Annotated in this window: 9 protein-coding genes; 4 read left to right on the top strand and 5 right to left on the bottom strand. The window is 41.4% G+C overall.

Annotated elements, in window-relative coordinates; all coding sequences use genetic code 11:
• Window positions 1–72 precede the first annotated feature (72 nt).
• The 4 genes from ISP07_RS02295 (at window position 73) to ISP07_RS02280 (ending at window position 7,469) form a co-directional block, all read left to right on the top strand.
• Window positions 73–3,633 (top strand): ImpA family metalloprotease, encoded by a 3,561-nt coding sequence (locus ISP07_RS02295; protein WP_209326650.1) that lies wholly within the window; start codon window positions 73–75, stop codon window positions 3,631–3,633.
• 139 nt (window positions 3,634–3,772) lie between these two features.
• Window positions 3,773–4,246 (top strand): VOC family protein, encoded by a 474-nt coding sequence (locus ISP07_RS02290; RefSeq protein ID WP_054551851.1) that lies wholly within the window; start codon window positions 3,773–3,775, stop codon window positions 4,244–4,246.
• 96 nt (window positions 4,247–4,342) lie between these two features.
• Entirely contained in the window at window positions 4,343–5,656 is a 1,314-nt protein-coding gene (locus ISP07_RS02285; protein ID WP_209326649.1) for a DASH family cryptochrome, read from the top strand.
• A 130-nt stretch (window positions 5,657–5,786) separates the two neighbouring features.
• Window positions 5,787–7,469: a sensor domain-containing diguanylate cyclase gene (locus ISP07_RS02280; RefSeq protein ID WP_209326648.1), complete on the top strand. Its 1,683-nt coding sequence runs from the start codon at window positions 5,787–5,789 to the stop codon at window positions 7,467–7,469.
• Here the strand turns inward: ISP07_RS02280 and ISP07_RS02275 are convergent.
• From ISP07_RS02275 to ISP07_RS02255, 5 genes are all read right to left on the bottom strand, one after another.
• A complete protein-coding gene (locus ISP07_RS02275) occupies window positions 7,455–8,024 on the bottom strand; it encodes a DUF2799 domain-containing protein (protein WP_166339142.1) in 570 nt (189 codons plus the stop codon). The two genes, ISP07_RS02280 and ISP07_RS02275, sit on opposite strands and share 15 nt — an antisense overlap.
• 115 nt (window positions 8,025–8,139) lie before the next feature.
• On the bottom strand, window positions 8,140–9,807 hold the full coding sequence (locus tag ISP07_RS02270; RefSeq protein ID WP_209326647.1) for an asparagine synthase: 1,668 nt from the start codon (window positions 9,805–9,807) through the stop codon (window positions 8,140–8,142).
• 112 nt (window positions 9,808–9,919) lie between these two features.
• Window positions 9,920–11,803, bottom strand: a complete 1,884-nt coding sequence (locus ISP07_RS02265) for a propionyl-CoA synthetase (RefSeq protein WP_209326646.1) — start codon at window positions 11,801–11,803, stop codon at window positions 9,920–9,922.
• A 160-nt stretch (window positions 11,804–11,963) separates the two neighbouring features.
• A complete protein-coding gene (locus ISP07_RS02260) occupies window positions 11,964–14,180 on the bottom strand; it encodes a tetratricopeptide repeat protein (protein WP_209326645.1) in 2,217 nt (738 codons plus the stop codon).
• The gene (locus ISP07_RS02255; RefSeq protein WP_209326717.1) at window positions 14,180–14,938 is read right to left on the bottom strand and encodes a transporter substrate-binding domain-containing protein; all 759 of its coding nucleotides are present in this window, start codon (window positions 14,936–14,938) and stop codon (window positions 14,180–14,182) included. Before ISP07_RS02255 ends, ISP07_RS02260 begins: the two co-directional genes overlap by 1 nt.
• Between the last annotated feature and the right edge of the window lie 56 nt (window positions 14,939–14,994).

Below are 14,994 nucleotides of genomic sequence, written 5' to 3'. Positions count from 1 at the left end.
TTTTCCGAGATATTAGTTTGTAGTATCAGCTTATAATGTTAAAAAATTGTTTACCATACCGATAAGAACTCAATGAACGCACCTTACTCTTTGTGCAAACGCTCGCTATTATGCTCGGCTGTATTGCTAACACTTGCTGCTTGTGGCGGCTCAGGCTCAGATGAAAAACAAACAACAACCCCTCCTGTAACCGAAACACCACAAAATCAAGCGCCGCAAATCAGTGGTCAATCACAGACTTTACGTGTTGGTGAAACCCTAAGCTTTAGTCCTGAAGTCTCTGATCCAGATAATGACCCTCTTACTTTGTCTGTAACAAACTTACCAAGTTGGCTAAGTTTTAATGAAGCCTCAGCAAGTATCAGTGGCACGCCAGAGCAAGCAGGTAAGTATGCAAACATTGAGTTTACGGTCACTGATGGGCAGCTGTCTGCCCAGCTTTTGATTGATATTAATGTAGAAGCCAAGCTTGTCGAAAATACGCCGCCAACGCTCACGTCAACACCATCGGATAGCAATGAAGGCCAAGCTTATACTTACCAGCTAACATTTACTGATGCACAAAATGACACTGTGGTAATAAGTGAAGTTAGTAAACCTGATTGGCTTAGCTTTGATGCGACTAACCTCAGTTTTAGCGGCACGCCCTTGTTTGCGAATACGGGCGAACAGCAAATTCGTTTTCGTTATTCAGATGGCGAAGTGACGCAGCAGGCAGAGCAAACATTTAACATCGCTGCCAGAGCAAACTCAGCGCCGGTGGTTTCTCCACTGAGTAGTGAAGTGCGTGCTGAGCAGGCATTGAGTGTGCAGTTAATCAGCAACGATGCAGACAACGATGATGTGAGCTTAACCGTAACAGGTTTACCAACGTGGCTAAATTTTGATGAGCAAACTAGCATCTTATCTGGCACCGCGAGTAATGAAGAACTTGGTGAACATAAATTCACAATCACAGCCTCTGATTCACGTACAGAGACTAGCTTCGAGTTTGTGTTAAACATTACTCAAAGTTATGTGGCCGAGGCACTCGAAACGGGTAATGCGCTGGTTGTGCCAAACAGCGAATTACTTCTTGATGCGACACTTAATGAAATTGATACCCACAAAGCGCGCTTTCAAAGCATTAAAAATAGCTTATTTGGGTTTGGCTCAAGCTCCACCCTTGATGAATTAAGCTGGTATCCAACCTGGGATGCAACGCTATTAAATGCCACGTATCCATTCAATGAGCCGGTACTACTTACCAACAATAGTTGGCAAGATGGCTACGAGACAAAAGTCAGAAACCTTGCTGTAGTCGGGACTAGTGATGGTGAGCAAGGCCGTTACTTGGTATTTGGTAGTAATCCTTATCGAAATACCATTAACGAGCAAATGACTCAGTTTTTGAAAAACAGCACCACATGGTTAGCTGGCAGAGAAATAACCGCAGAGCAGCCACTCAAACTTGTATTAGCACAACTAGATCAAAGCTATTACTTTCAAGATAGGATCAAAACGCGAGAGTGGTTTGATAGTCAATATGAAGGCATGGTGAGCTATAACGACAATGCAAGTTGTGACAACGACGCTTTAGCAGCGTGTTTAACATCTGACACGGATATCCTGATTATCTCTCAGCATGAGCGTGAAGGATTAAATATTGATAATGTTGTGGCTGCAGTAAAGCAAGCGCAAGAAAACGATATAGCAGTGATCTATATTCAGCGTGATGGTAGTCAAACGGCACTAGGTAGAGCGTTATTTGAATTACTCCATGTGAGCGTTGCAGGTGATAACTACTGGCACCGGTTAGAACTGGCACAGTGGAACCCAATTGCTATCAACGACAGCTTGCCAACTGATGCGCAAACTATTAAAGACTTACTTAGCCGCTTTAAAAGCAGCGAATTTAGTGTTGATTTAAGTGCTTGCGATAATCGAAGCTGTCCAGCTGAAAGCCAATATCAGCAACAGTTTAGTGATGCGGCAACGATCATTAATTCGGTGTTTAGAGGTTTTGACCAAGCGAAAACAGATATCTTTACTGAGCAAGGCTATCGCTTTTATCAGTTACTGGCACTGCTTGCAGATCATTATCGCCAAGTAGTGAGCTTCCCGATGGATAAACTAAGCACCGATAATACAAGCTTCTTTCGTGCCCTGTTTACTGATCATGCGGTATTAAATATACGTAAAGTTAACCCACTTCAAGTTGATATGGGGAATTTCAGCCGTAGTGATTTTAGTCATGTAACACCTAAAACCGTCACCGTGAATATGCAGAGTAAGGCGTATTTTCGCTCAACGGGTGTGTATGCCTTGCCGGGGCAAACGTTTGCTATTAAACGCACCGATAATCAAGCAGTGAATACCAAGGTGTTTGTTAATACTCTGCGCGATGGCGCAACACATTACATGAGCAGCAATGGCTATAATCGACCCGCTAAATTGCAGTCGGTTCATGTGCCTATAGAGACAAATGAAACGGTCTATTTTACGTCACCTTATGGTGGGCCAATTCAAATTGAGTTTGATCAAAATGATTTAGATGTCAGCTTTGAATTTAGCAATGTAGGTGAGCACCCGTATTGGCGAAGCAGCAGTGATGATGAGCGCTTTGCTGAGTTGCTTGAAAAAGGGGATTATGATTGGGCTGAGGTGGCAACCGGTGGTTTTGAGGTGCATTCAAAGCTCGAGAAAATGCGTATTTCAATTAACGATGGTTATTGGCCTGTAGCCTCTGACTTCGCCCATGCTGTAGAGCGTTATACCCATAACTATCCGCATGTACTTGCTGGTTTCAAAGGGCCGGGCATCGATGTGGTTAGCGAAATTCATGACTTTGCGAGTGCACGCAATATCGAAGTACAAACAATTGATATTGTAAAACATATGAATGCTGACCAACCGACCTGTGGTTGGGGCTGTTCGGGCAATCCGTATGACGCAGGTTGGAATTTTAATCCAACAGGGCATGGCGATATCCATGAGTTAGGGCATGGTCTTGAGAAAGGGCGCTTTCGTATCGAAGGGTTTGGTGGCCATTCAAATACCAATTTTTACTCCTACTACAGTAAGTCGAAGTTTGAAGATGAAACCGGCTTTTCGGCATCGTGCCAAAACTTGCCATTCGAGAACTTGTTTGATCATTTACAAGCCAGTAAACAAAGCGCAGATGCATTTGCTTATATGCAAGATTTAGCGATGTCAGAGTGGTCGCAAAGCCACGCTATTTATTTACAAATTATGATGGCCGCACAGGCACACAATAAGCTTGAAAACGGCTGGCATTTATACCCTCGCTTACACATTTTGGAGCGTGCGTTTAATCTAGCTGATAACAGTGAGGCTGCTTGGCAGGCACAAAAAGATACACTTGGCTTTTCAAGCTACAGCTTGTCGGAGGCACAAAGCATAGGCAACAATGATTGGCTCCTAATCGCACTTTCAGAAGCAACCGAGCTCGATTTGAGCAACTACTTCAGCATGTGGGGCATGGCAACGTCAGACAAAGCAAAACAGCAGGTTAAAGCGAAAAACTACACGGTATTAGGTGATGTTTTCTATGCCTCATCTGCCACCGGCTATTGTACGACGTTAAATCAAACAGAAGTTGCAATTGATGGGACGCAAAGCTGGCCTGAATAATACACCGCTTTGTTAAGTTGATTGGTATTCATATTTAAAACGCCAGCGAAATATTTCGCTGGCGTTTTTATCATTAGATTAGTGAAATTAGCTACAACTGCTACCTTTATAACTCACACATTTAACGTTGAGGTGTAACATGGCTGTTTCTGCAATCCCAAAAGGTTACCATGCGGTAACCCCGTATTTGGTTATTGAAGGTGCCACTAAGGCGATAGAGTTCTACAAACAAGCTTTTGCTGCTGAACTTGTAATGCAAATGCCCTTGCCTGATGGTGGGGTGGCACATGCTGAAATAAAAATAGCCGACTCTCATATTATGCTTTCTGATAATTGCCCTGATGTGCAATTTAAGTCGCCGCAACAACTTGGCGGTACGCCGGTGAGCATTATGCTGTATGTTGAAGATGTCGATGCTGTTTTTGCTAAAGCCTTATCGCTTGGGGCGAAAGAGCTGCGTCCAGTACATGACCAATTTTATGGCGATAGGTCAGGGACTCTAGAAGATCCTTTTGGCCATATTTGGACTATAGGTACACACAAAGAAGACCTCAGTGAGCAAGAGCTTATGCAGCGCATGAGCGAGCTTATGAGTAAAGAGCAAGATGCTTAATACCTATCTGCAAATTATAGTTAATCATTTTGTTCTGATATTTAAATCCGGATAAGAAGGGTATTCGTATGTATGTTAAAACATATGAGTTATCCCATGAAAAAACGAGTTTTATATTGGCTACAAAATGATTTACGCCTAGCTGATAATGAAATTTTATCTGAATTAGCAGATTTTGCTGGCGAGCTTGATTTAGTGTTTGTGATTGAACCGCGTTGGTTTAGGCAAACTAATTACCAACAGAAGCCATATGGGGAACATAAGTACAACTTTTTACTTGAGAGCCTATCTGCATTTGCAAACGCAGTTGAGAATCTTGGCCAAACACTTCATGTGATCATAGGTGAGCCTGAGTATGTAATCAGCCAGCGTTTGCAAAAATATAATATTGAAACATTGGTTTGTACCGAGCAAGTTGGCGTTTATGAGCAAAAACAGCTCGAAAAAATAAAAGCTTTATGCCCTCAAGCAGCCGTGAAAACTTATCAGCAAGATACCTTGTTTAAAGCAGCGGACTTACCTTTTCAGCTTGATGAATTACCAAAAAATTTTACCGCCTTTCGGAAAAAGGTAGAAGCTGAGCCAACCTTTATAGCTGCACCGCGACCTGCGGTCAGCCGATTACCTCACCCAGTACAGTTATGCGCTGAACACAATATTGCTGACGTAGTTACCCAGTCAGCTAGCTTTAAAGGAGGTTTATTTGCAGCTCAGCAACATTGCAGTGCGTACTTTTCCTCAAAAGCACCAAGCAGCTATAAAGAGACTCGCAATGAGTTAGATGGCTTTAGCAACAGCACTAAGTTTAGTGTTTGGCTCGCTGGAGGCACAATTAGTGCTAAGCAACTGTATAACGAAGTTGAAAAATATGAGCATCAAAACGGTGCAAATGAGTCGAGCTATTGGATAAAGTTTGAATTGCTATGGCGCGAATATTTCAAATGGCATGCACTGCAAGCGGGAGCAAAGCTTTTTTTATTCAAAGGTCAAAAGCAAAATGCGCCGCTAACAACGTTTAACAGCCAGCGTTTCACTGCTTGGTGTAATGGCTGCACTCCATTTCCATTGGTAAATGCGATAATGCATGAACTCAACACAACAGGCTTTATATCTAACCGCTCGCGGCAGATTGCAGCAAGCTGTTTGGTTAATGAGTTAGCTCTTGATTGGCGCTATGGTGCAGCTTACTTCGAACAGCAACTTATTGATTATGATGTGGCTGCAAATTGGGGCAATTGGCAATATATTGCGGGTGTCGGTGTCGACCCTAGAGGTGGGCGTCACTTTCATATCAATAAGCAAACAGCGCTTTATGATCCTTTGTCACGTTACATTCGCAAATGGAATGGCGAGCAAACGACCACAACGCTTTTTGACTCGGTTGATGAGGTTGACTGGCCGTCAAGGTGAAAAATACCAATCCGCAATAAATCTGTAAGAGTATATTTATTTGATTATATTTTAGTATTTTTTGCCTTTTTAACTAAAATAATGAATAAGACTTAATTGTTTATCATTAGGCTAGTTATTAAGGCAGATTATGGCATTTAGTGAAGCTTACAATGAACTAAAGTCGCAGCTAGGACTAGATATTGCACAGTTGCTTCTTGAAAGTGGGGATGTAGGAGTTTGGCTCTGGAATGTGCAAACAGGCGAAACAATTTTTAATGATAAATGGGCAGATATCATTGGCTATTCTCTGTGCGAACTAGAACCCGTTTCAATTGATACTTGGCTTACCTTTGCTCACCCTGAAGACTTAGTGAAATCTGAGCAATTATTAAATGAGCACTTCGACGGTGAATCAGCGCGATATGTCTGTGAAGCGCGTATGAAACATAAACGAGGCCACTGGGTTAAAGTGCTTGATAAAGGCCAAGTACAAACGTGGGATAAAAACGGTAATCCAGAATGGATGGTTGGAATACATATTGATATTACGGAACAATGGCAAAAAGAACGCGAAATTGAATTCCTACATCAAGAACTAAAAAAGTTCACTGATAACCTCCCAGGCTTTGTTTATCAATATGTAATAGACAATAAAGATGAAGCGTTTTTCCCATTTGCTACATCAAAAGTATTTGATATCTATGGCTGCTCTCCCAAAGATATTGAGTCATCAGCAGATAGAGTTATGCAAGCGATACATCAAGATGATCTGGAACGTATTGTACGAAGTATTGAGCATTCACGCGCAGAGCTAACTGATTGGTGTGAAGTGTTTCGCGTTAACCACCCCAAAAAAGGACAGATCTGGATTTCGGCAAAATCATCTCCTATAGCCCGAGCTGATGGCAGTGTAGAATGGAATGGTTATTCTGAGGATGTTACAGAGGAAGTTAAAAGTAATGAGCGAATTAAACTATTAACGGCTGTTTTTTCTACAACTAGCCGAGGGATTCTGATCACCACCGCTGAGTCTGTAATTGTTGATGTAAATCCTGCTTTTGAGCAAATAACAGGGTTTAAGAAGCATGAGGTAATAGGTAAAAAACCTTCAATACTTTCTGCAAAGAAGCAACCAGATGAGTTTTATCAACAAATGTGGACTGAGTTGCTCGATAAAGGCTGTTGGCAAGGAGAGGTATGGAATAAGCGAAAGTCAGGAGAGGTGTTTCCTGAGCAATTATCCATAGATGCATTGTATGATGAAAATGGCTTGGTTTCTCATTATATCGGTGCATTTGATGATATCTCTTCGGCGGTAGAAAAGCGCCAGCTTCTCAATGAGCTAGTTAATCAAGATCCACTTACTAAGCTATTGAATCGCAGAGGACTCGATATTCAATTGCGTGCTTTCTCACAAAGAACGCCAGCAGAGCATAACCAATTTGCATTGATCTATCTTGATCTTGATAATTTCAAACTCGTTAATGATACATATGGTCATGAACAGGGTGACAATTTGTTACTGGACATTAGTCAGCAATTGCGTTTACAAATGAGAGATAAAGATGTGCTATCGCGCATTGGGGGTGATGAGTTTGTTATTGTTTTACCTTCATTAACAAAGGCTAGTTTGTGCCAAGATATAGCGCTACGATGTCAGCAGGCGGTTAAAAAAGTAGCGCAAGATTATGAAACGGTTCAGCCGGTAAGTGCGAGCTTTGGTATCGCCATGTATCCTTTACACGGACACAGTGCAAAGGAACTTTTGGCCATCGCTGATAAACAAATGTATGAAATGAAATTGGCTCTAAAAGTCTCACCACTCGGTTGATATTTCAACACTAGGCAGTTTATTCAAAAGCGGAAGTAATGCGCGTTCTTTGCGCAAATCTTTACGCTCGTTTTCTAAATCTTTGCGTTCTCGATAAAGCTCTTTTTGCTGAGTATTATTAAGTTGGTTACTGTTTAGCTCGCCACGAATATCTTTTAATCGACGGTCGATATCGTCAATACGATTATCAATATAACTCAGTCTTTGTTGCACTTGATATCTATCGTTACCTTCTTGCCATGCTTTACGAAACGCTGTGCTATTACAGACACCATTGTATGATGCGCCTTGCATGCCTAACGTAAAGCCATTTTCTGGTTCACAGTATGTAGCGAGGCCCTGATCGTATCCCACTTTATATTTAGCAATGTCAGCATTTACACCATACTCACTGCATTGTGATAGTGCATCTATGCCATCGCGATACTCAGTGCCATCTGCACCATGTTTATAACCAATACCATGCCAGTCAGCTTGTAAACATTCATTTTTGCTAACCGAGGTGCAGCCTGCTAATACGATTAGGGGCAGTAGAGGAAGAGTCCATTTTCTCATTAAAATCTCAGCTTATGATATTAATAACCTAATAGATTCTAGCCCGAAAAGTTCGTTGTTAGAAAGCTGTTTTTACTTCAAAACAATTAATTCAAAATGATGGCCTGAACTTCATTCACCATTGGCAGAATTTCTGAGCAACACGTAAATTAGGCTGAACATTCTTTAAATGAGTTAACTGTAAAATGCAAAGTAAAGTGAAATGGCAGCGCTTTATCAATAAATGGCGGTCAAAAAACATAATTTTAAACCATAGCTTTAATAGTTCTGTGGGCGACATAAGTTTTGCGCTATTCAATTGCCATTGGGTTTGATGCTTGACGGTTATTGGGCAAGGCAAGTGTCCTGGGTAAGTTTGCCAAGGCGCAAGTAAAGCTCGTGGGTAATCGGTTTTTAACCATCGTTGATAAAAACGGTGTTTGCGAACGTACTCCACCGGTAAACCCAACGGATATTGTAGGACCTTCCACGAATAAAATGGATGGAAAAACTCCATTTTAAATTCGCAAACCTGCTCGTTAGGAACACTCAAATGGTGGTGTTGATCGTTAAGCAGCAAGAATAATTGAAATGCTTTTTCAAGTGGTAATTCAGCGAGTGGTTCGAAGCTAATTTTTAAGTTAGCTATCAGTTTTTGTTGTAATTGTTCAGCATTATGAACAACTGACTTAGGTAAAAAAGCGTATTGTTGTTTGAGGTAAGCACTGATTAGTTTATCTAAGTTGTTTTCTTTTGCTGCAGCATAAATTTCATCACCGTAATAAATAAGCCCGACACCAACACTACCGCCATTTCCTGACCAGCTTATTTGTGGTCTGCATACGTTAGTGAAATCTTGATGTTTCGCTTTACGCCAATATTTGCCAAGGCGCTGTTCGACAGATAGCCGCTGGGTGTCTGAAACTTGTATTACTTCTAATGGTACTGCATTTTGTGATGCATATTGTTTAGCACAAAATAGATCTTGGCTATCAGATTGCGAAAAGTTAAACGACTTCAATTGCACGCCTTGGCGCAATAACTCACTGTTAATAAGCCTAGAATCTAAACCGCCGGACAAAGTGCTAAGAATTGTTTTATCTTTATGTTTTGCCTTTGCAACTAAAGTTTTAAAAGCCTTTGAGATCCCTTCAATTGCATCTGGTGCAACGAGCTTTTGTTTTGCAAGTGATACCCAATCAAAATATCTTTTTCTAGTTACACCCTGTTTTGCATTAAAGCATAGCATTTCACTTGGGTATGAGCATTTTACGTCTTTAAATGGCGTATGATCTAAAAGAGGATAACCAAGCACGGCAAGCTCAGTTAATGCATCCGGATTGTTCTGTAGTTGGATATCCAACTGCTTGAATAAATTAAGGTTAGTGGAAAATAGTAAACCATACTGTGTTTGTAAGGTATAAAAAGGTTTTAATCCAAGTGGATCAGTCGCTAATGTTAGGCGCTGGCTCTGCAGATCAAATTGACAAAAGCTAAATACTCCTTCGCATTGCTGCAAAGAAAAGTCGAGAGACTCGCAGCCCGCAAGTGTAATTAGGTCCTGTGTTCTAGAGCTTGATATGAGAGGGTGTCCAATGAGTGTTGCAATTTGCGACTCAGTTCGCAACCAGCTCGCCTGCTGATAGGCATCAAAATCATACTGAAAAATGGCTCCATACTCGCAATTAAAAAAACGAACATGTTTTTTTTCATAGTTACTAAATACATTAGCTAGTTGATTTATATACTTAAAGTCAGTTTTATCTGAATCATTGAATTGGAAATAACCTGCAATAATAGCCATGTTAACCACCTTTTCGTTTGCTAACTTATTAGTAAAGTTGCAAGCCATAGGCCAAAACGAATAAAGGCCTTAAACAAGGCCTTTGGTAACATTACAAAATTACAAACGCAGATCAGCGATTGTTAAGTTGTTGGTTGATTTCATCAAATATACTCGCATCATCAATGGTAGATGGAATTTGTAGTTCTTCACCATCGACCAATTGGCGTAAGTTCTTTCTGAGTATTTTCCCTGAACGGGTTTTTGGTAGGCGCTCAACATGCAAAACATTCTTTAAGCAGGCAATGGCACCAATTTGATGCCTTACAGAATGGACTAGCTGTTGCTCGACTTCTTTGTTATCGCCAAGGTAATCGTCTTTGAGCACTATCATCGCCATAGGTAATTGCCCTTTGAGTGCATCGTTAACGCCAAATACTGCACATTCAGCAACAGCAGGGTGGGCTGCAACAATTTCTTCCATTTCACCGGTTGATAAGCGGTGACCCGCAACGTTAATTACATCGTCGGTACGACCCATAATAAATAGATAACCATCGTCATCAATATAGCCACCATCACCAGAGAGGTAATAACCCGGATACTCGCTTAAATAACCCGCTTGAAAGCGTTCATTGTTTTGCCAAATTGTTGGTAAGCAGCCAGGAGGTAAGGGCAGTTTAATTACCACCGCACCATTTTCGTTTGCTGAGCACTGCTGCCCATTCATATCAAGAATTTGTACATCAAAGCCCGGTGTTGGCACTGTTGAGCTACCCGCCTTAGTGGCAAGCTGTTCAATACCAATTGGATTACACGCAATGGCCCAACCTGTTTCTGTTTGCCACCAATGGTCAAGTACGGGCAAGCCGGTGTTGTCTTTTAGCCATTCATAAGTGGGAGGATCAAGGCGCTCACCGGCCAAGAATAAACGTTTTAAACTCGAAGTATCGTATTGTTTAAAGCCCTCGGCGGTAGGGTCTTCTTTTTTAATAGCGCGAAACGCAGTAGGAGCACTAAATAAGGCGGTGACTTTATAATCTTCTACAACACGCCAAAACGCACTGGCATCAGGGGTTCTTATTGGTTTGCCTTCATAAAGTACGGTAGCGCAGCGATAAATGAGCGGTGCATATACAATGTATGAGTGACCTACCACCCAGCCAATATCAGAAGCAGCCCAAAATACCTCGCCGGGCTTAATGCCATACACGGTTTCCATGCTGTAATGCATTGCAACAGCGTGACCACCGTTTTCTCGAACCACTCCCTTAGGTGTTCCTGTGGTGCCTGAGGTGTAAAGAATATAAAGCGGATCATCACCTGCAACAGGCACTGCATCGACTGCACTTGCTGTATCAGAGGCTGATTGCCAATCGATGTCTCGGCCATCTTGCATCTCGGCAATGGCTTGCTCACGCTGAAAGACAATACAGTGTTCAACAGTATGCTGGGCGTTTTCGAGTGCTTCATCAAGCAGTGGTTTATATTCAATCACATGATTGATTTCGACCCCGCAAGACGCAGTAAGCACAAGCTTAGGCTTTGCATCATCAATACGCACCGCGAGTTCGTGCGGTGCAAAACCACCAAATACAACGGAGTGAATGGCACCAAGGCGAGCACACGCTAGCATACCAATAACCGCTTGTGGGATCATTGGCATATAAATGACTACACGGTCACCTTTGCTTACGCCAAGGGATTGCATGAGTCCTGCAAATTTAGCAACTTGAGTTTGTAACTCGCCATAAGTGTATTGTTGTTTAGTATTGGTAACAGGGGAGTCGTAAATTAGTGCAGTTTGGTCGCCATAGCCTGCTTCGACATGTTGGTCGAGGGCTAGATAACAAGTGTTTAGTTGACCATCGGCAAACCAATGGTAAAAATCATTATCGTCATATTGATAAGGGGCACTTGGCTCTTTAAACCAAGGAATTCGTTTACTTTGCTCAAGCCAAAACTGACCCGGATCGCGCTGGAACTGTTGGTATTGTTGTTGATATTCGCCCGCCATTGTGAGGCTCCTATACTTTTTAGTGAGAGATTTGTACAACGTACTAAAAAATATAGGGCGGTTTTTGATTAAATAATATGCGACCTTGGTCGGCATTAATGGGGCTAAATGTCGTTAAATCGCCCGGATTTGAGGCGATTTCAGGGAATCACGGTGCTAATTAAACCTGTTGTTCACTAATAAGCGGTAAGCAAATGAGGATCTTAACGCCACCTAACTCACTGTGCTCAGCCTTGATAGTACCTTTGTGCGTTTCTATTAGGCTTTTACAAATCGCAAGTCCTAGGCCTGAGCCACCCGTTTGGCGGCTACGCGATTTATCAACGCGGTATAAACGTTCGAATATTTCAACTAACTGATTGTTAGTCACGCCGGGTGGGGTATCTTCAATACTAAAAGTAATACTCTGCGCTGAGGCTGTCGCTACAAATTTAATTTTGCCGGGTTTATCAGTATAAAAGGTGCTGTTTGATAAAAGATTAGCCAGTACTTGCTTAATTTTATCGATATCCCATGTCACTTTTAAATCAGCAGTAACATGAATGTCACTGGTAAATTCAAAGCCTTTGCTTTGTACAAAAGCAGCAAAGTCTTGCTGCCAAACGGATAATACATCAGCAAGTAAATAGGGTTTTAGGTTCAGGTATAGGCTATCTGAGTCTGCTTGTGCTAGTTGGTGGATATCACGGATCAGTACATTGATATCGGTTAGCTTTCGATTAATTGCATCGTAAGAGGCATCAACGTCTTTTGCGATATTGTATTGCAATGCTTCAACTTGCAATTGTAGCGCTGTGAGTGGTGTGCGAATTTCATGGGATACATCGGCTAGTAAGCGGTTCTTCTTATCAACGACTTCTTGTAATAGTTGTGCTCGCTCGCTGGCAAGTTTACGCTTTTTAAATGAGCGGTAACCAAAGCCTGATATCAATAAAATCACACAGCTTAGGCCGAGTAACCAGGCTTTAAATTGCCATTCACTTTCGCTTAGTTGTGCTGCTTGAATTTGTTTATCTGCACTTAATTGGTTTATTTCTTGCTGATTTCGCATAAAGGCGACTTGGCTTTGCATCGCGGCTACAGTTAAGTCGTGCTGATTTTTACCCGTTTTATTTTCAAGGGTTTGATAGCGGCTTTGCGATTCAAATGCCTGTTTATAAAGTTGTAATGCAAGGTAAGAGTCAGTGAGTAATTTATTTAAGCTAATTTGATCTTCGACATCTTGTAACTCATTAGCCTGGTTTAAGGCCTGTTCTGCGGTTTTAATTGCTTTTGCATGGTCATTAAGAGCTTGATAGATACGTGTTTGGGTGATCGCTAAAGACACTAAATGGGAGCGAAAATTAAAGTCAGTGGCGATTGCCAAAGCGCGGTCAATATATGCTTGCGCTTCACTAATGTTATTTTGTTTTAGAGCAATTAACGCCATTAAATTATATGAACGGCACAATCCTGTGTTTGAAGATGAGGGTAGATAATAGCTAATCGACTTTTCTGCATAGTCTGTGGCTGTTGTAAGCTCACCTTGTTTTAGCGCTGCATAGCCGACCTTCATGGCACTATTACCGATATCGACTTTAGAGCCAATTTCTAAATCCAGAACGTGCGACATTTTAAAGTGCTTTAACGATTGGGCACTGTCACCCATACGTCGATAAACTTCGCCAATTTCATAAAGTGCATCAGCAATGCCTTTTTTATCGTCAAGTTTTTGATGTAAAGAAAACGACAAAGTAAGATTGGCTAGTGCGTCGTGGTGGTCACCAATAATTGCTTCAATAATACCTAAGTTCTGCAATGCAGAGGCATAAGATTTATCGTCATCAAACTCTTGTAAAATATTGACTGCTTTTTGTGCTTCATTGAGGGCAGCTATGTACTTATCTTGCCAGCGTAAAATGGCTGCTAATCGCTCATAGGACTGGGCAATCAGCACTGAGTTATTTATCTGTTTGGCAATGGATAATGCATCGCGGTAGTGTTGCTCTGCCTTAAAAAAGTTACTTTTTCTGCCTTGTGCGTAACCTTGAATAAGCATTGCTCGTACTGTTACTGACTGGTTATTGTGCTTTTCCCCGTAATCAAGCAGCTGCTCTGCATAGCTAAGAGCTTGGTCATAATCGCCACTGCCCATATTCATAAATGCCAGCGATTCGAATGCCTCTTGTATAATGTTAGGTTCATTGGAAAGGGTCGAGTCGTTAGTTAATTGCTCAAATATTTTAGTGGCTTGGTTTGGGTTACTGTTACGTAACAATTGTGCTTCGTTAAGCTTCTCTAAAGCTTGTTCAGGGGTAATAGCAAGGGTATTTAGCGATAAGCAGCTAAGCAAAATAGCTAAAGCTAAGCCTTTGCAAGGTGATTGCGTGTTTTTCATTATAATCTAGGTAAAGGCAGATGCCATTTTTGTAAAATTGCTTGGTATTGACCGTTTTGTTTCAATGCTTTTATGGCATCACTCAATTGCATAGCAAGTTGCTTGTCCAATTTTAGATTCGCGGCTAAATAAAGGCCTGATGGGTAGTCGTCTAAGTGGAGGCTCTTATAAATGTCACTAGGGAGAACTCCTGATAACGCGAGTTCGTTTTGTAAGGTAAGCGTGTTGGTTAGTACAAAATCAATTCGTCCTTTCTCTAGCATTTGCCAAAGTTGATGGTAATGACTGACCAGCACCAAATTTTTATTTTCATTAAAGCCGGCTTGTTTCAAATAATGTTCACTTGAGTAGCCACGAATTGTTGCCACACGATATTTCTTTGCTTGTTTTAAGCTTTTTATATCGTGGTTTTGTTTGGCAAGCCCAACTAAATAAGCATCGGTAAAATAGGTTTGTGCTAGCCATTGGAATTTATATTCCCGAGACTCATTTTTTAGCAATGAAATCATCAATATGCTTGGGTCATTTTGAAACTCATGAAAAGCTCGGGCCATTGGCATAATTGCGAATTCGCCAGTGATGTTTGTTTTCGCTAGGGCAGACTTTATCACTTCAACAAGCGCACCATCGGCTTTACCTTGCTGATTTTTAAAATGGTATGGGGGTAAATCTTCGGCAATAAAGGTCAGTGTTTTCGCCGTCGTAGCACTACTGATAAAGCAGAAGATAATAACAATCAGCAATGAACGAAGAAGCATTAAAGAACCTACACCTTTAAACATATTGTTAACATAGTAATGAATATTAATAAAAA

This window comes from Pseudoalteromonas sp. PA2MD11 (assembly GCF_017808125.1).
In the GTDB taxonomy this organism is placed as follows: Bacteria; Pseudomonadota; Gammaproteobacteria; order Enterobacterales; family Alteromonadaceae; genus Pseudoalteromonas; species Pseudoalteromonas simplex.
This window is presented reverse-complemented; position numbering and strand designations above follow the sequence as displayed.

Excerpts from the sequence above, each read along its gene's own strand:
- ISP07_RS02280 (WP_209326648.1), top strand. The coding sequence starts at position 5,787 with ATGGCATTTAGTGAAGCTTACAATGAACTAAAGTCGCAGCTAGGACTA.
- ISP07_RS02295 (WP_209326650.1), top strand. The coding sequence starts at position 73 with ATGAACGCACCTTACTCTTTGTGCAAACGCTCGCTATTATGCTCGGCT.
- ISP07_RS02275 (WP_166339142.1), bottom strand. The coding sequence starts at position 8,024 with ATGAGAAAATGGACTCTTCCTCTACTGCCCCTAATCGTATTAGCAGGC.
- ISP07_RS02285 (WP_209326649.1), top strand. The coding sequence starts at position 4,343 with ATGAAAAAACGAGTTTTATATTGGCTACAAAATGATTTACGCCTAGCT.
- ISP07_RS02265 (WP_209326646.1), bottom strand. The coding sequence starts at position 11,803 with ATGGCGGGCGAATATCAACAACAATACCAACAGTTCCAGCGCGATCCG.
- ISP07_RS02255 (WP_209326717.1), bottom strand. The coding sequence starts at position 14,938 with ATGCTTCTTCGTTCATTGCTGATTGTTATTATCTTCTGCTTTATCAGT.
- ISP07_RS02260 (WP_209326645.1), bottom strand. The coding sequence starts at position 14,180 with ATGAAAAACACGCAATCACCTTGCAAAGGCTTAGCTTTAGCTATTTTG.
- ISP07_RS02270 (WP_209326647.1), bottom strand. The coding sequence starts at position 9,807 with ATGGCTATTATTGCAGGTTATTTCCAATTCAATGATTCAGATAAAACT.
- ISP07_RS02290 (WP_054551851.1), top strand. The coding sequence starts at position 3,773 with ATGGCTGTTTCTGCAATCCCAAAAGGTTACCATGCGGTAACCCCGTAT.